This window comes from Pseudomonas sp. NPDC089752 (genome assembly GCF_044748725.1).
Classification (GTDB): Bacteria; Pseudomonadota; Gammaproteobacteria; order Pseudomonadales; family Pseudomonadaceae; genus Aquipseudomonas.
This window is the reverse complement of the sequence record NZ_JBIVGP010000002.1, coordinates 240,862-259,923: the sequence shown is the minus strand read 5'-3', so window position 1 is coordinate 259,923 and position 19,062 is coordinate 240,862. Positions and strand designations below refer to the sequence as shown.

The window sequence follows — 19,062 nt, the reverse complement described above, 5'->3', positions numbered from 1 at the left end:
GAAGGGCTTCTAGGTCGTTTTGGTTGAGATCGAGTTCCACGTGCATGATTGATCGTCCTTGGACTGGGAAAATGGTTGGCTGCGGTTGAAAGCAGCATGGTGCGGTGACGAAGTGCTTGTGGGGTTTTGATTTGAACAGTGATATCGAGACGCGGATGTGGGAGATGGCTTGGCATGTCTACGGGGATTCTCTGGGCGAGATTCTGAGCCTGGCATTGGCGGGCTACAAGCGCAGTTCTGGGCTGGACGATTTGACTCGCCTATATCCCAACCACTGCTGGGCATCAGGTGCTGCCGATTTTGCGGAAAGCGTTGTTGGTGCGCTGGCCTGACGTTGAATTTGGGCAGTGGGAACTGTGCGTCGAACTGCGCTCTCGACTTCGTTCACACTTGAACCAGTATCTCTTGCGGCGGCTGGTCTTTGAGCATGCAGCGCCGCCGGTGCTGCGTGATGCGCTCTTCGGGGCAGATGTCGGCTGGTGAGCGGGGCGGTCATGTCGGGGCAGGTGGAGTGCACGGTGATAACGTGAGGAGCTTTTGACTTTCAGTCAGTGTTCAAAGTCGTTGAGCGGTTACTATCTGAACGGTTGGTGACTAGCCGACCAAGATCGTTGAGGGAAAAGCGATGACATCGGACGTGCACGAAAGTGGCGAGGCCCCCCTGCCAGTAGGACGTATTGGAAATGGGGGCGAGCCTCTTCGATTTTCCCAGGTAGAGGATCACATCGGGTTTGCAGCCGAAACTGCAGGCAAAGGACAGCAGGTCAAGATCTTCACGCGCCTAGCCCTTACCTCCGATGAACCTGGCTTTCACCTTCTGGCTAAGTCGGTTGCTGGCATGATCCGGGCTTGCGGCGGCAACTCGCTAGCAGCCATTGATATCGGTAGTTTTAAGGTTGTCCTGCTGATTCTCAAGCCTGATCAAACTGCCGAGCTTTGGTTGGATACCGCAGCGGTAGCCATGCAATGCGTCGTAACGCGCAGCGTGGCAGCGGGGGCAGCGGTCTTTCAGCATGAAATCGCGGACATGCTCACCATGGAGTTCCCATGCGTTGAGATTGGCAAACAGGACAAGGTGATTTGCCTCATGCGGGAGGCTTGGGGGTTTGGGCTGGCCTTCGATATGAATCCATCGGGTGAGTTAGACATAGAGGCCTTTAGCCGAGAATTGGCCCGGCTCTACAGACAGCTCAGTTTCCGGCACCTCTACGAAGCTGTCGGCAATCCTGAGAGCTTGGATCGGCTGATGGCCCAGGGGTGGTTTCCATTTACTGAGATTCTCCATCGAGAATTTAACGACATCCTTGTTCATCACGCGGGCGGTCTTGCCCTGGACGAAGTCGAGTCATCGATTGTCACCCAGTTTGACCAAGCGAGGCTTGATCACATGCTCTCCCGCTGGATGGCCAAACCGCATTTCGCAGTCAAGGAGGCGTTGCTCAGGGAGGGTGTCGAGGCGTTCGCCCAGGGTAGGCCCATCGCGGCCATCAAAGTTCTGGTGACTGAGATCGAAGGCATTCTGAACGTGGCCTATCGTGCTCACACCGGCAAGGCCGGCAAGACCAAGGCGCTTCTGGCCTTTGCAATTGAGAGCGCAGAAAAACGCACGGGAGGCCCCGGTACCTTGTTCCTGACTACGGAATTTAACCGTTATCTGCTCAATTACATGTTCGCGAGCTACGACCCGGACAACCTCATCGAAGGTACTGTCTCCAGACATCTGGTGGGCCACGGTGATGCCGGCAGTGAGAGCTATACGCTGGTGAAGGCGCTGCAAGTCATCCTGACCCTGGATCAGTTGGCGTTCTACACGTGACGCAGAATGTCGAGATCTTCAGCGCCAGTGCCGTTGAACCGTAGTTTTTGGAATTCCCAATTCTTTCGCGACATCGACTTGCCTCAGACCCTGCCCCTTCAGTGCTTGGACTTGAGCGCGAGTCGCCGCAGCGCGAATGCTGGTCGGATGTTGGGTATTCATCGCCTGAGCCGAGGCTGTCGGGATCTGATCAGCCAACCCAAGGTTTTCGAGTTCGCCGATTGCCTGCAGCAACACATCCTTGGGGGTGGCCTCCGAGTCAGCGGCCACGGCAACAGCCAACAATGCAGAAGGTGAGAGGCCGAGCGCCTGGGCCAGCTCTCCCGCTGCTTTGACTGTCGGGCTGGTTTTGCCACTTTCCAACTGGCTGACGTGAGACCCGGTCACCGGGCCCGCCAGATCCTTCTGGGTCAGCCCCTTGGTGGCACGAATCAGACGCAGTGCTGTGGCGAAGCCATCTTGAATCATTGCAGCATCTCAAAATGAGACGGTATGCCGTGTTTGCTTGAGTCCAAACAAATCTATATATTTAATCGAGTGGTCTTTTTGCCATTATTGGTGCAGGAGAGCGCACCCCTCTGTGACAGGATTTTGCCTGGGTTGCCAGTGAAGCCTGGCACCGGCGAGGCCCACATGGACGCGCCCTGCGGACGACCAGGTCGAGCAAAATTTTTGCTGTACAGGATAGGCATTAAGGAAAGCCGGGATGTCAGAGCTGCAGAAAGTCACTGTTACTGTTAAGAATTATGAGTCCACCTCATCGGATGAACATGCGCGCCTCTACAAAAAAGTTCGTATGTTAGATGGGGCTGGTAAAATTATTTATTATAAGAACTTGATCATTCCCAAATACCTTGAGCGTCACGGTGCGTTTGCCCGAGACATTCCAAGGACTTGGTATGTGAAAAAGCTTCATAGGTCGGCAGTAGTACTTGTAGCATTTGAAACCCCAAGCGGTGCAGTTGAGTATGACCTCGATGAAATTCGCAATGTATCGCGAGGGGGCTTTTGGAGTGGGGTTCTTATCGGTATTGCCGCAATTCCTGCCGGAGTCATTGTGGCAATTGCAACGTATGGGCTCGGATTGGCCTTGATTCCCTTTATGTTGTATCAAGCGTATTCGCAAGTATTCAGGATTCCGGCTCGGTTGAGCCGGAAGCAACTGCTGCAAGACTTTTCCCAACACGGGATCAACGTCGTAGAGGGCTGGTCACGATAATTGCGAGGCGGCGTTGAAGCAGCGGCGCGCTTTGCCTGGAGTGGGCTACCTAACAATCGCGGCACGCCCGTATGCTTGCTGCAGGTGAAACAAACAGGAGTCCAGCCCATGCCGATCGTGGCCGTGATTTTTGATGCATTCGGAACAGTCGTTCAAATCGGACGGAAGCGTCACCCCTACAGGCAGCTCCTTCGCCTCGGCGCTCTTCAAGGTCGCAGGCCTAGTGCTGCTGATCTCCATCGTTTGATGACCTCCAGCCTCAGCCTGGACGCTGCTGCAGAAACGTTCGGTATCTGTTTGAGCCCTGGTCAGATGAAGTCCTTGCAGCATGACCTGGAAGATGAGCTCGACTCGATCAGCGTGTATCCCGATGCAGTCGACGCGCTTCGGTTGCTCAAAGCAGAGGGGGTGGTTACGGGTATTTGCTCGAACTTGGCCGCCCCGTACGGCCCTGTTCTCCGGCAGCATTTCAGCGATGTCGATGGGTTTGCCTTGAGTTATGACGTCGGAGTGATGAAGCCGCATCCAGGTATTTATCGCGAGATCTGTCACCAGCTTGGAGTCACTCTAGGTCTGGACATGCCGCATTCAGATGAGCGTGTCGCGATGATTGGGGATTCCGTGCAGTGCGATCGGGATGGCCCAAGAGCTGCCGGAATCTCCGGCTTCCACCTGGACAGAAAGGGGAAGGGGCCTATTTCCTGCTTGACGCAGTTCGCAGAGCTCGCATTGAAGACAGCCTGATATTTCTTGGCTCGCAGCGCGAAGTTCAAGGACGCTGAAGCCTTGATTGGATGCGGTCGTTCGCGTGTGTGTATTACTTGGTGAGCGAGACCGATTGAGCCCCTCGCTCACCTTTCCCCTAAGCGCTGATGGTGCCGAAGGCAGTGCTAATTCAGACGCTGTCCTGATTTCGGAGGACGCAGGGAGTGCGGCTAGGGTTATCTCAGCTTGCTGCACAGCCACTTGAAGACAAGGATCACGCTTTCCAAGCTGCAATAGAAGCGGTCGGCCTCGACCAGGAAACCCAGTCGCTTCCGTAGTTTGGCCTCCTCCCGAATCACTACCATGTTCATGCTTGTACCCGCCAGTCCTGCTACCACCATCCCCTGTCCAACCTTGATCAATTGGCGGTGACGATCAATATCTGCTGCGTGGCGCTTGAAGTGTCGGCGGTTAAGCGCGCCGTGGTTCATCAGGAGCAGGATGTAGGCCCCGAGCGCGGCGTGGAAGACCTGCCACATGGTGACCTCAATACCCAGTGATTGCAGAAACTCTGAAATTTGAGGCGTTCTCCAGCAGCCGAACGCGAATAACACGGGCCACGCGGTGATGGCGAACAGCGCTTGTCGACGAGAGGGGTAAGGGAACAGGCGATCAAGCAGAACGTGCAGTCGATACATAGAAACTCCCAAGGGAAAGGATGTCCTGAGCAGGAAGGCCAGGACTCCTCAAGCTTCCGGGGGTTGCCAGATGCGAATCAACTCAACTGGCTGCACTTACTGCCCAGCTGGCAATGACCGGGGCGGTGCACACGGTGCCTGAAAGGAGGTGCGGGCTTCTATGCGATCATCAGCAAGGTTGAGGCTATCCCTAATCAACCTCACCCATGGAGTGGAAGCAACAGCACTGTCATCGCCCAGAGCAGCCTCTGCTCAGTTCTCCGAATGAGCTGCCGCCCTGTACCTATGCCTGCATCATATCTTCATGATTTAAATGACTTTTTACTCAAATCGCGGCTCTGTATCTAACACAAGAATTCGCAAAGAATACCGAGTGGTCAAAAATACCGCCTGGTCGGTTGACTATTTTTTTGAATGCTGTCATTTTGAGTCCCATCACGACGACAGGTACTGCCAAAACTACTGAGCGAGCACTCGAACCGCCTTGACTGAGCAAACTTCTCTTGCCGTTGGTGGGACAGTTCAGTGCGGATTTAAATGGGGTAGAACCTAGGGTGTCTGCATTCAAGTTGTTTAAAGCGAGCATGTGTGTTGCCTGCCCGCGATTAGTGGAGTTTATCTGTATAACGTCGAGCTCCAGGGTTTTCTGCTTAATGGCCATCAGGTATAGGCGGGAAAATTTGGAGTGTGGTAATTGGAAACTGCTGAAGCATGACTGCCTCACGAGGCCTGCCAGTTATTTCACGTTGGACGGATCCATAGAGTAAGCAGTTTTGATATGTGGAGGATTGCGGCCTAAGCAGATTGTTAAGGTTTGATTCAATTAAATAACAATAAATTCACCAGATCGATCTTGGGAAACTGTCCCGCTCAAAAAACTGTCTCACTTCAATCAATGGATCAAACTGTGAAAATAACTAAAAAATATTTTGCTCCTGTTCTATTTCTTGCACCTTGGACTTTCGCTAATGCGATCGACCTAGGCCATGATCTTACTCTGAGCGTAAATGTGGGGGCTTTCAGCAACTATTGGAGCCGGGGGGTGTCGCAAACTCAAAATGACCCAGCCCTGCAGGGGAGCGTCACGCTTGCCCACTCCAGCGGTGCATACCTCGGGGTTTGGTCGTCAAACGTCGACTTCGGTAATGGCAGCAAAACCCGTCAAGAGCTTGACTACTATGTAGGCTACTATTTCGAGCCCATGGAAAATGTCTCCTGGGATCTTGCCTATTACAAGTATGAGTATCCCAGAGAGTCCAGCCTAAATTACTCAGAATACTACACCAAGTTGACGGCGTATGGCTTCAATGTGGGTGGCTGGTATTCTGATGACCTTTACGGTAATCAAAGCTATCTCTACAGCTTCGTGGGATATACTGCGAATCTGCCGTTCGAATCTACCCTTGACCTCACTTACGGAAAGGTAGATTACAAAGATAACTACTTCTTCAGTAACAGTGGGGGCGAGCGCGACAGCTACAATGCGTGGATTGCCAAGCTCAGCAAGAGCCTGCTGGGTATCAAATGGTCAATCGCTTACGCAGATAGCAGTCTTTCGAAATCGGAATGTGCCAGCTTCAACGGATTTGATGACGTCTGCTCCAGTACTGTGATCTTCGGTGCTGAAAAAACCTTCTGACAGGGTGCTCTAGCCTCCCACGTGACCCTGGTAGCGAACTAGCAGGGTCACGCCACTCCTCAACCTCTCCGGGCCCAAGGCCAGCATCTTCCTCCAGCGGGAAATAGACGGCTTGTGAGGTTGGTTGCAACCATTCCTTGTGGTCAGCTACCCGTGTCTTTATGGCATTCGAGGTACAGAGTTTTCCTTTCAACGCCGGCAGCGGCCCTGCCAAGCACCTCCGCACATCATGATCCCATTCGCAGGGCTGCGTTGGCTTCTGGGGTAGAGTGCTGAACTGGCTTCGGCCTGAGCCTATAGGCCTGCTGCATCCATGGGGGCGTGGGGGCCGAGCTTCAGCGGAGGAGGCTTGCACCCAGCGTGAAGTCAGAGATCCTTACGTGCAGGTGGATTTGAGGGCAAGCGGCCTAGCCATCGGAATGGGCTTGATATGACTATGGAAGTGGCTATGGCAGTCAGCAGTTGGGTTTCTCAAAGGGTGGCCTGGTTCTGGAGATCTCCGTCCCCAGGCGCATTGCCGCCCTGGATAGGGCGGCAGATTTAACTTAGACGTGAAACTGTTCAGCCAGTGCATGCTGCTTATCGGCCAGGGTGTTGAGGTGCTCACTGAGCGTCGCGGAGCTGCTCGCCTTCTCGTTGAGTTCCTGAGTAACCAGGCGGATGTTGCTGATGTTGCAGTTGATGTCCTCTGCTACTGCGCTTTGCTCCTCAGCTGCAGTCGCAATTTGATGAGTCATGTCTTGGATTCTCGATACTGCCTGGGTGATGTCGTTGAACGACACGACCGTTTCGTCCATTCGCTGCGAGCTGGTTGTAGCCCGCTGTTGGCTGTCTTGGATGGCCGTGGTAACCGTCAACGCACCGGCCTGCAGTTGCTCGATGACAACTCGGATCTGCTCCACCGAGTCTTGGGTTCTCATGGCCAGGCTTCTGACCTCGTCTGCTACAACTGCAAACCCTCGACCACTTTCCCCTGCGCGTGCTGCTTCGATGGCGGCGTTGAGTGCGAGCAGATTGGTTTGCTGAGCAATCCCACGGATCACATCCAATACATCACCGATCTGCTCGCTGCTGTCGGAAAGCTGCCTGGCGTCCTTCATGGATGACGTCAGGCAACCGGTCAGGTCAATGATTCCCTGGTTAGTGCGTTTGAGCATGGCATGACCTGTCTGAGCAGATCGCTCGGCATCTTGCGCTGCCTGGGCGACCATTGCGGCGTTACTGGCCACCTCATGAGCCGTGGTGGTCATCTCGTTGGATGCTGCGGCGACTTGATCAATATCGCGGAACTGAGCCTGCATCCCTTCGCTGGTGTCCTGAGAAATGCTGAAAGACTGATTCGCCGTCTGGCGGGTTTCGACGATGCTCGAACGGATCGTTTTGATCATGGGCTGGAGCTTGTCCAGGAACAAGTTGAACCAGACCGCAACCTCACCCAACTCATCTTTCTTGGTGTAGGTCAGGCGCTTCGTAAGGTCACCTTCGCCCGATGCGATGTCGCGCAGCATCGTGGACACCATGCGGATGGGTGTGGTGATTCGGGTTGCCGTCAGCCACATCAACAGCCCTCCAATGAGGGTGGCGATGCCGGCGACTACCAAGGTCTTGATGAGCGATTCGGCCTGGAGTTGCTCGTGGAGCTCGTGGAGCTTCTGGGCTTCCGCCTGTACCACTGTTTTCGGTAGCGTGAGGACGATCCACCAGGGGGCGATGTTGTCGCCGACGCTGACTGGCGAGATCACTTTCACCGAATGAGCATCTTCAACGTACTCAGACTTGGTTGAGCCTGTGCTGCTACCAAGCTGCTTGATCTCGGGTAACCCCAAGCTTTGATAGGACTGGCCCAACTTTGCAGGGGAGGGCGTATAGGCGGCAACAATACCCGAGCTGGTGATAATCGAAATGTCACCGGCACCTTTGTACAGCTTTTCCTTCGCAGACATGGCCAGCTTTTGCAGATCTGTGAGTGCCACATCAACCCCTACCGCACCTGTCACCATGCCGCCCCTGCGTACAGGGTATGCCAGTGTTGTCATCAAGATGTCCTGGCCGGCCAGCGTCGCAGTGAACGGAGGTGCCAGGCATGGGGCGTTTGTGGTCAGTGGGCATCTATAGAAGTAGTTGAAGGGTAAGCCGCTCTCACCTTTCCTCTCATCCACCAACATCTGCTCATCGGTGGGTGCGTTCGAAACTGTTCCTGTGGTGCGATTCCAGTAGCTGGCGAAACGCCCTTTGTTGTTCGAGCTATAGGGAAGCGAATTGACGAAGTCTTTGTCCTCACCCAACTGATTGGACTCCATGATCCCCCATACGCCGAGCAAATCCTTATCGCCCACGAACGTTGCTTTCACTGCCTGGTCGGCTTGAAAGCGAGAGGCATTCGCTGCGATGCCATAAGCACTGAAAACAGTTTGAATGCCTGAGAACTGGATCGCGAGCTGAGCAAGCGAGGTGTATTTCTCTCCGAAAATACCCTCGATTTGTGCTGCCTGGCCGGCTGCCGTGCTCTCCAACTGTCCTTTGATCGCCCGCTCAATCGCAGCATTACTCGCTGCACTGGTCAACGCGCCGGTTGAGTCATTTTGCTGGATGTTGATCGCACTGATCGCTGTGATCAGCCCGACCATGCTGATCAAGCTCAGCGCGGTAATGGTGGTGCGAATGGAGGCGTTCCCCAACATCATGAGTCCTCAGGCGAGCATTGCTGTTGTTGTGATGTGCAAGAGCGGAGACCCCATGTTGTCGTGGGGGTACCTTTTGTACTGGTAGGTCAATAAAAATAACCGATGGGTATTTGCGAGTATGTCGCGGTGCCTGACTCCCGTGCAAGCGCAAATTCGGTCAGTCCCTGCAACGCGTTTTGAAGCGCTTGCCTCTGGGCTCGCCCCGTCCGATGAGCTGCTGCTGATGCAGCTTGACGGTCAGGAATGATTAAAATACCGTCAGGTATTAAAATAATACCCACGAGTACATGCGTCATGGGCTCGTGCTTGAGGCGAGGCGCGCGATATGCGGAGGGAAGATATGGGGATGGGTGTTCGGGATAGAGGTATCGCGGTCGTGGGAGCCGGCGTCGAGGCGCTCCTGCATGCGTACTTCCTGCAGCGGTTTGGGTTTGAAGCGGACGTGTTCCTGGATGACCTGGACTTTCCCCAAGCGGCTTCCGATGAATTGGTCTCCACTTGGCTCGGTCTCTATCAATCTCCAGAGGCTGCCAGGATCACTTGGCAAGGCATCGCGGAGTTTCGTGACATAGCCCTTGACCTCGGGGCGACAGTGATCGCTTCCCCATTGGGAACGATGATTTTCGAACGTCGACCGGAATACGTAGAGGCGCTGGAGCAGTTTGCCGAAAGCCGCAGAGCGAACGGGTTGCTGGTGAGGTTTTCAACCCAGGTCTCCCACCTTGATATCCCTCCCTTCACCTTGGCGGTTGCCAAATTCGACCAGGATATTTCGATATCCCCCAAACGGTTGGCCACACAGCTAATCGAAAGCATCTTGAATCGAGGCGGTCGGGTGCTCAGGGGGAGGTCACTCGCTGATTTGCGCCCAATGACGGGGTATCACCAGGCTGAGGTGAACGGTGAGGTTTTCGGTTACGCGACTGTTGTGGTGTGCAGGGAGGCCAAAGAGCCCAAGTCAGAACAGGTGCCTGGCAATGGCCCGGATGCTTGGCTACCTATGACAGGTCGATATCTCTCCTTTGAGCGTGCCTCACACATCCTGGCCAAGACCCGACCCCCGGCTGCGAACCAACTAGTGTCTGCCATCCTTGATCCGATTCGTGGTTTTTTTTCCAAAGAAGGGAATAACAGACGAGCCTCGTGGCCAGATGCCGAGGCGCATGCGCAGGATCCGAGGGTCATCACTGTCGGCCCCTACCAAGACATTTTCCATACCGTCACGGGCGCTCGGGAATTTGCAGAGAGCGTTCGGCCTTGCGCTGATCTCGGGCACATCCAGGTGCCAGTGTGTGCCGACACTGCTCTGGTAGAACAGCCCCAATCTATACCCTGGATCATCTGAAATCCTGCAGCTGCGTACGCGGCTTTGATACCCGGTCAGAACGAAATGCTGATGAGAACATACCGATTGGTCAGTTAAAAAGACTGACTGGCTGGACAGTTGTTTTGGGCTCGGATACCATCATTTGACGCCGGGCCGCGCGCTTGGCTTTGATCCATTCACCAGGAATTCAGCATGAACGAGACGCCTAAGTACTGGAACAGCGCTGTCAGCGATGTCCAAGACAACACTGTGTACATCCGTGGCTATGATCTGGGCGACCTGATTGGCAAGCTCAGCTTCGCTGACGCCACCTACCTGTTGATTCGCGGCAAGCTGCCCACAGTTGGCCAAGCCAAGATGATTGAAGGGGTTCTGTGTTCTGTTCTGGACTACTCCCTGCGTAAGCCAGGGACTGCCGCTGCGCGCTTCTGCGTGTCAAGCAACCCGAGCATGGTTGCTGGCCTGGCGACCGCCGTTCTGTCTGCAGGTGAGTACTCGTTGGCGCCGGATCAGACGGGTATTTTCCTGAATGCAACCCTTGCTGCTGCCAAGCAAGCGGCATCCCTGGGTGAGGCAGCTGCGAGCCTCGTAGAGGGAATGAGGGCTCGTAAGGAGCGAGTTCCAGGTCTCGGTCACCCAGCCTTCAAGTACACCGACCCTCGTGCTCAGCAACTGAAACAGTTGGCAATCGAGACGGGTGTTTGGGGAGAAACCTGTGAGTGGTACGAGGCAGTTCACAAGGCGTTCACTACCCAGGCCAACAAGCCAGAGATCGTCATCAACGAAGTCGGGATGATGGGCGCGATCCTGGCCCAGATGGGGTTCACTCCTGCCGAGATGACAGGCCTGGCTGTGATCTCGACTATGCCTGGTGTGATCGCTCACATTTCCGAAGAGATGCAGAGCAAAGTCCGTATTCGTGTTATCCCGGATGATCAGGTTGATTACGCGCGTGAGCGCCGCAGCTTTGCTGAAGATTTTGCCCAGGCTAAATCGAACTGAAAAAAAGCGCGACGAGAGTCGCGCTTCTTCCGCTTTGCTGGCGGTTACTTCAGGTAGCCGCCCGACATCAAGTCGCAGTAGTAATCGGCGATCTGCTCAGGGGTATGAGACCCCTGTTCGTTGAACCAGGTGTGCAGCCAGTTGCACATGCCCATGAAGCCCGTGATCGCGATGTGAGGAGGAATGTCTTTGAATTTCTTCTCATCGATGCCGCGCTGGTAAATGACCTCAATCTTGGCGTCGTACTCGCGCTTGCGCTTGCGCATCAGCAGGCGCTGGTCGGGCTCCAGCTCGCTTTCGTCTCTGAAATAGATAGCAGTCCAGTCCTTCTTCTTCATCACGTGAAGGGCATGGCTGTGAAGGATGCGGTGAAGCGCATCTTCAGCGGAGAGCTCCTGGGCCAGGATCTCGTCGATGGTTGCCTCGTAGCTCTCGTGCATCCTGTTGAAGATTTGCCACAGGATCTCGTTCTTGTTCTTGAAGTAGTAGTAGACAACAGATTTGGTGTAACCCAGCTGTGCGGCAACATCGGTAATGGTAATTGCTCGAAATCCCTTCTCAGCGAAGAGGGATGCTGCGGACGACAGAATTTCGTCTTGGACGTAGGCTTGCTTTTTCTGTTTGAGTTGATCGCGCAGATCTAGATTCATGGGGTACACCGAATAGTTTTTAAGCAGTACGCGTCTCGATCATTGAGGATGCAGACGCACGAATAAAGTCAGGTATCTCTATGGCCTTGCGCTCTTCGAGGTCGAAATAGACTGAGGTCATGGCGATTTCTGCACAGAGCTGGTCTTTATTGTTGTAAAGAGAGTGGTGGGTCACCATCGACGTGCGGCCAACCTTGTCGATCGTGCTCTTGATATGAAAAGTGGATCCGACGTGCAGTTCGGATCGAAAGTCGATTTCGTAATGAACATCTGCCCAACCCTGTTTGCGGCTGAGCCGCCACTCGGTGTCGTATCCAAGGTGTTCTGCCAAGTGCCAGAAGGCCTGGTCAAAGGACGCGACGTAGTGCTGCACATTCATGTGGCCCATGGCGTCGGTCTGCGCAGGATATACAACCCCTCGAAACGTGATCATCGGTACTCCTGCTTCCTAGGGCTGTATTCAGCCTGTACCAAGCCTCTGATTGGACGGAGCCTGGTAATTGTCTTTTTTTTGTACCGCCAAGTCAATTTTACCTTCGTATAGGTCGGCCAGGCGGTACAGCCGTTCGATTAAAAGTGCCGCCTGGTTGGTAGGCGGCAAGCGATCGGTCAAGCGCGTGGCAAGACTGCAACGCCATCTACTTCGATCCGGATGCGACCGTCGTACAGGCCGTTCACCTTGAGCAACGTGTTGGCCGGGGGGCAGTCCATGTTCACGAAGCGGTTACGCACAGCCTTGAAGGTTGCGAGGGTCTCTGGATTCACGTCGGTCAGGTACGTGTTCATGCGTACCAAGGCCTCAAAGCCCACCCCTGCTGCCTGAAGAGTGCCGCGCAGGTTCTCGAAAACCGCCACGACCTGTGCTTCGAAGTCACCCTCGATCACCTCGCCGTCACTGTCAACGGGAGCGTGACCGGTGATGAAGAGCAGATCCCCGTCGGTGACCCGGATTGACATCGATACGCCTGGGTAACCGGGCCCTGCATTTATAGCTTGGATCATGACGACACCTTTTAATGGTTGACAGACCGTACAGTCAGGCTAAAAATCTGACTGTTCGGTATTAATTCTAAACCTGCGAGTCTTGCCGCGCAAGGTGAAGGCCATGGTTCGGAGCTTGGAGGCGAGTTTTTCGGGCGATGGCTGACCCGTGGGTCTATTGACATGCTTACCAATTCAAGCATACTGACTGGGCGGTCTAATTTTTATTACGATTGGTCTTTTTTCTGGGCTGGCCCGTTACAGGCTCGTAGAAGCTCGTGGGAGGCGCCCTGGTTGTGATGCCAGGGGCAGGTCGAGACCGTTCGAGATGCCAAACCTGCTGATTTCTGTTGAGGAGCACTGATGACCATCGCATGCCTAACCTTCGATTTTGATGGCGTCGCCATCTGGATGAGCACTTTCAAGCAGGTTTCTCCGACTCCTCTGTCTAGGGGGGAATTTGGAGCTGAAGTCGGCATTCCCCGTCTTCTGGAGGTTCTGGAGCGTTGCGAAGTCCCCGCGACCTTCTTCGTGCCGGCTCACACTGCCTCCTCCTACCCTGAGCAGATGAAGCGCATCGTGGCGGCGGGGCATGAGATTGGGTGCCACGGCTATCTTCATGAATCGCCCGTGGGGCTGCCGATCGAAGAAGAGCGACGCCTCCTGACCCAAAGCCTTGAGGTGCTGGAAAAGGTCACGGGCGTGCGTCCTATCGGTTACCGCTCGCCTGCATGGGATCTGAGTGACAACACCATCGATCTGCTCGAAGAGTTCGGACTCATCTACGACAGCAGCCTCATGTCGAATGACTTCAATACGTTCTACGCCCGTAAAAACGACGTACTCACGGAAGAGCGATTCACGCACGGTGAGCAGAGCCAGGTACTTGAGTTTCCGGTTGCCTGGGAGCTCGACGACTATCCCTACTTCCAGTTCTCCCCGCGTCCGTTAAATACCGGGTTGCGGCTGGCTGAAGATGTCTACAAGGCATGGTCTGCCGAGTTCGATTATGCCCATAAGGTCAATGGCGTATTCACGCTGACGTGCCACCCGGAAATCATCGGGCGTGGCCCGCGCATCGAGATGCTCGAAAAGCTGATCAAGCACATGCAACAACCTGGCGTGCAATTCATGACCATGGGTGCCGCTGCGAAACACATCAAGAGCGCTGCTCTTTAATCTGGAGAAATACAATGAATAGTGCAGTTGAACCGAAGAGCCTGACTGGGATTGGCCAAAACGCCTTGTACTTCGATCAATTGGAAGTTGGCCAGGAATGGAACTCGCCGCGCCGCACCATCACTGAAGCCGACATCGTGATGTTCGCCGCGTTGACCGGCGACCATAACCCTGTCCATACCGACGAAGAGTTCGCGAAAACCACCGTGTTCGGTGGCCGCATCCTGCACGGCCCGGCTGGCTTTGCCATCGCTACTGGTCTGGAAAGCCGCCTGGGCATCAAGGAAGGCACTGCAATCGCCTTTCTGGGCATGACTTGGGATCTTCGTGGCCCGATCAAGATTGGCGACACCATCCATGTGAACCAGAAGGTCGGCTCCAAGCGTGAGACGAAAAAGCCAGGTGTTGGTATCGTCAACTTCCAAGTTTCTCTGGTCAACCAGCGCGGTGAGTCGGTGCAGGAAGGCGAGTGGAAGGTGATGATGCACTGCAAGCCTGCCTAACAAGCGTCCATGGCTCGGCACTAACGTTCTCTGAGGTTTTGTCATGATATTTAGCGGTATTCAGGCCTTCTCCGGTAGCGATGTTGAAAGAGTCGCCCTTCGTTTTGAAAACGAGGCTCTCAGCTACGAGGCGTTAGTGCGCGAGGTCAACCAGACGGTATCGCGTTTGGTTAGTGTGGGCATTGGGCGAAACACCCCGGTAGGCGTGTACTGCGAAAATAGCAGTGCGACCATGATTCTGTATTACGCGGTGTCGAAAATCGGCGGCACCTTTATCCCGCTCAATGCTGTGCTGACCGCTGCGGAGGCGGCCTACATCATCGATCACGCGCAGATCAAACATCTGTTTGTGGATGAGCTGCTGGCATCGGCAGCGTTGGATGCGGTCGGCGAACGTGACTGCACCATTTTTGATACCCGTGGTTTCCTCCAGAAAGAGTCGGTTGAGGCGCAACTGGAGGCGTCCGAGATCAATCCGGATTTCCTCATTGTTTACACCTCTGGCTCCACGGGGGTTCCCAAAGCTGTTCGCTACACCCAGGCCGCCGAGTTTGCGGGAAACCGTTCCTTGATCGAGCTCTGGGGGGTAACGCCCGAAGATAAGGTGTTGGTGGCTCTGCCGTTGGGTTTCCTCTATGGACTCTCAACCGCAGCGTCGATGGCCTTGCAGGCCGGCGCGGAAGTGATTTTGCTCCGTAAATTCCGCCCAGCTGATGTGTTGAATGCCATCGTGAATCACCGTGTGACGGTGTTCCATGGTGTCCCAACCATGTTCAGCATGATGCTCGAATATGCCGAGCAAAATGACCTGCAGTTCGATTTATCCTTCATGCGGTTGTTCATCTCTGCTGGTGCACCTCTGTCGAAGGAACTGAAGGATCGCTTCGCTCGGCGGTTCAACAAGCGAATCGAAGATTACTACGCGCTGACTGAGGTTCGTCCGGTCTTTGGTAGCTACGCCTCTCGCCAAGTCGAATTGCCTGAAGGCTCTATCGGCCAAGCAGCGCCTGGTGTCGAGGTGAAGTTCGTCACCGCCTCTGGGCAACTGGCGGCTGATGGTGAAGAGGGCGAGGTATGGGTGAAGGCGCCGGCCACCACTAGCGGTTATTACAAGGCCGCAGATCTCACTGCATCAGCCTTCGTTGATGGCTTCTTCCGTACGGGCGATCTGGGCTACCGCGATGCGGATGGCTTCTATTACCTGACCGGTCGTATCAAGGACATCATCATCAAAGGCGGCGCGAACATCGCTCCAGCGGAGGTTGAAGACGTCATCTGTGAGCATCCAGCTGTCCAGCTGGCTTCGGTGATCGGCATCCCAGACCCCAAATTTGGTGAGCAACCGTTCGCATACTTTGTGACCACGGCTGGTAAGCAGGTCAGCGCTGAAGAGTTGACGGCTCACTGCCGAGCAAAACTTGCCGAGTTCAAGGTTCCGGTCAGCTTCATCCAACTGTCTGAAATGCCACTGGGATCCACGTCGAAGATCGACAAGAAGGCGCTATTCAATATTTGGAAGGAAGCACAAGATGCTTGATCAGTTGAAGGTATCTGTCGCCGTTTTTGAGATCAGGCGTTATGCAGCGTTTCAAGACTTCGCCCAGCATGTTGGGTCGGTAGTCCTTGAAGCCAAGGCGGCAGGTAGCCGTGTACTGCTGCTCCCTGAATTCTTGCCGATGGGTCTGCTGTGGACGAGTCCGGACGCAGCCCAGGTCAGTAATCAGACTGTTTCGGCTTTTTACCGGGACGTCCTGACCCCGATGTATCCAGCTTTTGTTGAGTGCCTGACCGCGCTGGCCAAGGCTCATGACATCTACATCGTCGGCGCAACCTACTGGCATGAAGAAAATGGCGAAGGCTTCAACAGTGCCTTTGTCTTCAAGCCAGACGGCTCGTTCGAACGCCAGCACAAGGTACATCTCACTCGTGGGGAGAAGGCCATCCAGACCTCGGGTGCGTCCTCGCTAAATGATGTTTTTGAGATTGATGGCGTGAAGTGTGGTGTCTTCATCTGCTACGACGTTCAATTCCCTGAGCTCACTCGTAGCTTTGTCGCCGCTGGTGCCGAAGTCATTTTCGTTCCAGCTCTGACAGAAGAGCGTGGATCCTGGCGTGAGTGGTTCAGTGCTCACGCTCGTGCGCTAGAAAACCAGGTGTATGTGTGCGTCTCGCCACTCGTCGGGGATCTGGGTATCCCCAATGACTATCCAGTGAGCTGTATGGGCAAAGCATTCGTTGCGTGCCCTATCGACAACCGGTTGGGTGTGACTGATGGCACCTACGCTGAGGGCGAGTTGAATGTCCCAGGTCTGCTCAATGTTGAGCTGGATCTTTCAAGGCTTCGGCTCTCGCGCGAGAAGGGCGAAGTTCGCCACTTGCGTGACCGTCGGCCTGAGCTGTATTCGAATTTGAATTTGTAATAAGAATTCTCAAAGAGTCTCATTTTTTGGGCTGTGCCAGCAGCCCTTTTTTTACAGCCCTGCCAACAATAAAACTTAGTAAAGGGGTAAAAATATGAACGCTGAGATTTCCTTCGCGTCATCTTCGCTTGCGCTGGATTTATCTCCCCAAAACACTGTTTTGCGGCTGGATGGAGTCAGTAAGCGATTTGGCGATATCACTGTTTTAAAATCCATCGATTTTGAACTCAAAAGCGGTGAGGTGGTTGCACTGATCGGGCCCAGTGGTTCAGGTAAGAGCACGCTACTGCGCTGCATCAATCAGCTTGAGCCTCCAACCGCTGGCACCGTGACCATCGGCGATTTGTCGATTGATGCTTCGGTCGGCGCTACGCGTGCTCAATTGGCTGGCCTGAACCGTAAACTCGGTATGGTGTTCCAGTCTTTCAATCTATTCCCGCACATGAGCGTGCTAGAAAACGTTTCGCTGGCACAACGGCGAGTGCTCAAGCGCAGTCGAGAAGAGGCGGATGAGCGCTCCATGCAATTGCTGGAACGAGTAGGACTGGCGAGCAAGGCTGGTCTGTATCCATCTCGATGCTCAGGTGGCCAGCAGCAACGCATCGCCATTTCCCGTGCTCTGGCACTGGATCCTCAGATCATGCTTTTTGATGAACCAACATCGGCCCTGGATCCGGAAGTGGGTCTGGAAGTGCTTGCCGTCATGCGGGAGTTGGCTGATGAAGGCATGACCATGATGGTCGTCACCCATGAGATGCGGTTTGCAGAGAACGTATCGAACCGGGTTATCGTCATGGCCGACGGTGAGATCATCGAACAAGGCAAAAGCGCTCAAGTCATGAGGTCACCGCAGCACCCTCGCGTTCAACAGTTTCTTTCCGCTGTGCGAGATCGCTAATGGACATGCTCACAGTGATCCAGAAACTGTGCGCGGGCTTGCCATGGACAATCGCCTTGACCCTGGCGTCTTTCATCGCCGGGGCGATTTTGGCGATTCCGCTCTGCGCACTCCGGTCGGCTCGCAACGCGCAGCTTTCCTACCTGGGCGCAACGGTGATTCTCATCGTCCGCTCCATCCCTCCCATCGTGTGGCTTTTCGCGGTGTTCTTTGCGATTGGGCAACACGTGATCCGGTTGAGCCCGTTTACTGCTGCTGTGATTGGTCTGTCGATCATCACCGCAGCCAATCTGGCGGAAATCTATCGCGGGGCACTCAAAGCGGTTCCCAAAGGGCAGAGTGAGGCGAGCCATGTTATAGGGCTCTCAGCGTGGCAGCGGTACCGGTATGTCCTGGCACCTCAAGTGCTGCGTATATCGCTGCCTTCCGCCAGTTCTTACGCCATTGGTCTGCTCAAGGACACGGCGATTGCGTCGGCCATTGGCGTGGCGGATGTGGCGTTGATCGCGAACCAGCTTACCCAGCAAACCTACCAAGGACTGCAGATCTACGCTTGGGCGGCGGTGGCCTATTTCAGCCTCAGCTTCCTGATGGCCTACGTGTCACGGGCAGTCGACTCACGGCTTCGGATGAGGATTGAACGATGACAGGCACTTTCAATGACTGGGTTGAGTGGTTCCCACGGTTGTGGGACGGCTACCTCATCAGCCTACAGGTCGCGGCGCTGAGCTTGATCATCGGCATCCCGCTGGGTCTGATCTGGGCCATTGGTGGCCAGGCCAAGGTCAGGTCGATCCGTTGGTTCTGTGTGGTTCTGGTTGAGCTGGGGCGTGGTGGGCCAGTCTTGATCCTCCTGCAGTTCCTGTATTTCGGATTGCCCACTATCGGGTTGACGTTATCTTCGCTGAGCGCGTCCGTGGCGGCACTGGCCTGGAGTACGGGCGCGTATACCAGCGAGATCATTCGCGCGGGCTTGAATGCTGTCGCCGTTGGCCAACGCGAAGCCTCGCAGACCCTGGGACTCAGTCGTGCTGATACGTTGCGCATCATCGTGATTCCGCAGGGCTTGCGGATCGCTTTACCTCCCTTGCTCGGCTTCGCCTTGTTGATCCTTCAAGCGACGTCGCTCTGCTTTACCATTGCGCTTCCTGAACTGATCAGCGCCGCCAACGACATCGGTTCAGAGACGTTCCAATACATGTCGATCCTGAGCCTTACCGGATTGATGTACGCCTTGATTTGCATCCCGGCCACCTTGGCCGTCAACTACCTTGAGCGGCATCTTGGCAAGTACGACTGACCTTGATGGTGCCAGCCGGCGGCTAGTTGACATGTGCCCCG

The 19,062-nt window shown here is 54.9% G+C and carries 19 protein-coding genes and 2 pseudogenes; 14 read left to right on the top strand and 7 right to left on the bottom strand.

The window, feature by feature from the left end; translation table 11 throughout:
* The first annotated feature begins 131 nt into the window (after window positions 1-131).
* Window positions 132-332, top strand: a complete 201-nt coding sequence (locus ACIPZF_RS04005) for a hypothetical protein (protein ID WP_400795459.1) — start codon at window positions 132-134, stop codon at window positions 330-332.
* Window positions 333-625: 293 nt separating this feature from the next.
* Entirely contained in the window at window positions 626-1,816 is a 1,191-nt protein-coding gene (locus ACIPZF_RS04000; RefSeq protein WP_400795456.1) for a hypothetical protein, read from the top strand.
* 18 nt (window positions 1,817-1,834) lie between these two features.
* Here the strand turns inward: ACIPZF_RS04000 and ACIPZF_RS03995 are convergent, their stop codons facing one another.
* The gene (locus ACIPZF_RS03995) at window positions 1,835-2,284 is read right to left on the bottom strand and encodes a helix-turn-helix domain-containing protein (protein WP_400795453.1); all 450 of its coding nucleotides are present in this window, start codon (window positions 2,282-2,284) and stop codon (window positions 1,835-1,837) included.
* 238 nt (window positions 2,285-2,522) lie between these two features.
* Here ACIPZF_RS03995 and ACIPZF_RS03990 point away from each other — a divergent pair, with 238 nt between their 5' ends.
* Window positions 2,523-3,035: a hypothetical protein gene (locus ACIPZF_RS03990; protein WP_400795452.1), complete on the top strand. Its 513-nt coding sequence runs from the start codon at window positions 2,523-2,525 to the stop codon at window positions 3,033-3,035.
* A 108-nt stretch (window positions 3,036-3,143) separates the two neighbouring features.
* The gene (locus ACIPZF_RS03985; RefSeq protein ID WP_400795449.1) at window positions 3,144-3,779 is read left to right on the top strand and encodes an HAD family hydrolase; all 636 of its coding nucleotides are present in this window, start codon (window positions 3,144-3,146) and stop codon (window positions 3,777-3,779) included.
* 197 nt (window positions 3,780-3,976) lie between these two features.
* Here ACIPZF_RS03985 and ACIPZF_RS03980 read toward each other — a convergent pair whose 3' ends face one another.
* Window positions 3,977-4,438: a hypothetical protein gene (locus tag ACIPZF_RS03980; RefSeq protein WP_400795447.1), complete on the bottom strand. Its 462-nt coding sequence runs from the start codon at window positions 4,436-4,438 to the stop codon at window positions 3,977-3,979.
* Between the two features lie 907 nt (window positions 4,439-5,345).
* On the opposite strand from ACIPZF_RS03980, the gene ACIPZF_RS03975 reads away from it, so the two are divergent.
* Window positions 5,346-6,077, top strand: coding sequence for a TorF family putative porin (locus ACIPZF_RS03975; RefSeq protein WP_400795445.1), 732 nt, complete (start codon window positions 5,346-5,348; stop codon window positions 6,075-6,077).
* A 545-nt stretch (window positions 6,078-6,622) separates the two neighbouring features.
* Here ACIPZF_RS03975 and ACIPZF_RS03970 read toward each other — a convergent pair.
* Both ACIPZF_RS03970 and ACIPZF_RS03965 read right to left on the bottom strand, forming a co-directional pair.
* Window positions 6,623-7,135 (bottom strand): annotated as a pseudogene (locus ACIPZF_RS03970) (methyl-accepting chemotaxis protein); the annotation flags it as partial.
* 393 nt (window positions 7,136-7,528) lie between these two features.
* A pseudogene (locus tag ACIPZF_RS03965) lies at window positions 7,529-8,377 on the bottom strand (chemotaxis protein); the annotation flags it as partial.
* 730 nt (window positions 8,378-9,107) lie between these two features.
* On the opposite strand from ACIPZF_RS03965, the gene ACIPZF_RS03960 reads away from it, so the two are divergent.
* Together ACIPZF_RS03960 and ACIPZF_RS03955 are read left to right on the top strand one after the other, a co-directional pair.
* Complete coding sequence (locus ACIPZF_RS03960; protein WP_400795443.1) at window positions 9,108-10,106, top strand: FAD-dependent oxidoreductase; 999 nt, start codon at window positions 9,108-9,110, stop codon at window positions 10,104-10,106.
* Window positions 10,107-10,280: 174 nt separating this feature from the next.
* Entirely contained in the window at window positions 10,281-11,090 is an 810-nt protein-coding gene (locus tag ACIPZF_RS03955) for a citryl-CoA lyase (protein WP_400795440.1), read from the top strand.
* A 44-nt stretch (window positions 11,091-11,134) separates the two neighbouring features.
* On the opposite strand, the gene ACIPZF_RS03950 is transcribed toward ACIPZF_RS03955, so the two are convergent.
* From ACIPZF_RS03950 to ACIPZF_RS03940, 3 genes are all read right to left on the bottom strand, one after another.
* Window positions 11,135-11,740 (bottom strand): TetR family transcriptional regulator, encoded by a 606-nt coding sequence (locus tag ACIPZF_RS03950; protein WP_400795438.1) that lies wholly within the window; start codon window positions 11,738-11,740, stop codon window positions 11,135-11,137.
* A 19-nt stretch (window positions 11,741-11,759) separates the two neighbouring features.
* Complete coding sequence (locus tag ACIPZF_RS03945) at window positions 11,760-12,173, bottom strand: acyl-CoA thioesterase (protein ID WP_400795435.1); 414 nt, start codon at window positions 12,171-12,173, stop codon at window positions 11,760-11,762.
* Window positions 12,174-12,349: 176 nt separating this feature from the next.
* Complete coding sequence (locus ACIPZF_RS03940) at window positions 12,350-12,697, bottom strand: RidA family protein (protein WP_349975138.1); 348 nt, start codon at window positions 12,695-12,697, stop codon at window positions 12,350-12,352.
* 387 nt (window positions 12,698-13,084) lie between these two features.
* Between ACIPZF_RS03940 and ACIPZF_RS03935 the strand changes: the two genes are divergently transcribed.
* The 7 genes from ACIPZF_RS03935 (at window position 13,085) to ACIPZF_RS03905 (ending at window position 19,021) form a co-directional block, all read left to right on the top strand.
* On the top strand, window positions 13,085-13,900 hold the full coding sequence (locus tag ACIPZF_RS03935) for a polysaccharide deacetylase (RefSeq protein WP_400795432.1): 816 nt from the start codon (window positions 13,085-13,087) through the stop codon (window positions 13,898-13,900).
* Window positions 13,901-13,914: 14 nt separating this feature from the next.
* Entirely contained in the window at window positions 13,915-14,403 is a 489-nt protein-coding gene (locus ACIPZF_RS03930; RefSeq protein ID WP_349975136.1) for a MaoC/PaaZ C-terminal domain-containing protein, read from the top strand.
* Between the two features lie 43 nt (window positions 14,404-14,446).
* Window positions 14,447-15,940: a class I adenylate-forming enzyme family protein gene (locus ACIPZF_RS03925; protein WP_400795429.1), complete on the top strand. Its 1,494-nt coding sequence runs from the start codon at window positions 14,447-14,449 to the stop codon at window positions 15,938-15,940.
* Window positions 15,933-16,823, top strand: a complete 891-nt coding sequence (locus ACIPZF_RS03920; RefSeq protein ID WP_400795426.1) for a nitrilase-related carbon-nitrogen hydrolase — start codon at window positions 15,933-15,935, stop codon at window positions 16,821-16,823. Before ACIPZF_RS03925 ends, ACIPZF_RS03920 begins: the two co-directional genes overlap by 8 nt.
* A 94-nt stretch (window positions 16,824-16,917) precedes the next feature.
* Entirely contained in the window at window positions 16,918-17,721 is an 804-nt protein-coding gene (locus ACIPZF_RS03915) for an amino acid ABC transporter ATP-binding protein (protein WP_400795423.1), read from the top strand.
* 5 nt (window positions 17,722-17,726) lie between these two features.
* Complete coding sequence (locus ACIPZF_RS03910; protein ID WP_400796092.1) at window positions 17,727-18,368, top strand: amino acid ABC transporter permease; 642 nt, start codon at window positions 17,727-17,729, stop codon at window positions 18,366-18,368.
* On the top strand, window positions 18,365-19,021 hold the full coding sequence (locus ACIPZF_RS03905; protein ID WP_400795420.1) for an amino acid ABC transporter permease: 657 nt from the start codon (window positions 18,365-18,367) through the stop codon (window positions 19,019-19,021). The genes ACIPZF_RS03910 and ACIPZF_RS03905 overlap by 4 nt, the downstream gene beginning before the upstream one ends.
* Window positions 19,022-19,062 lie beyond the last annotated feature (41 nt).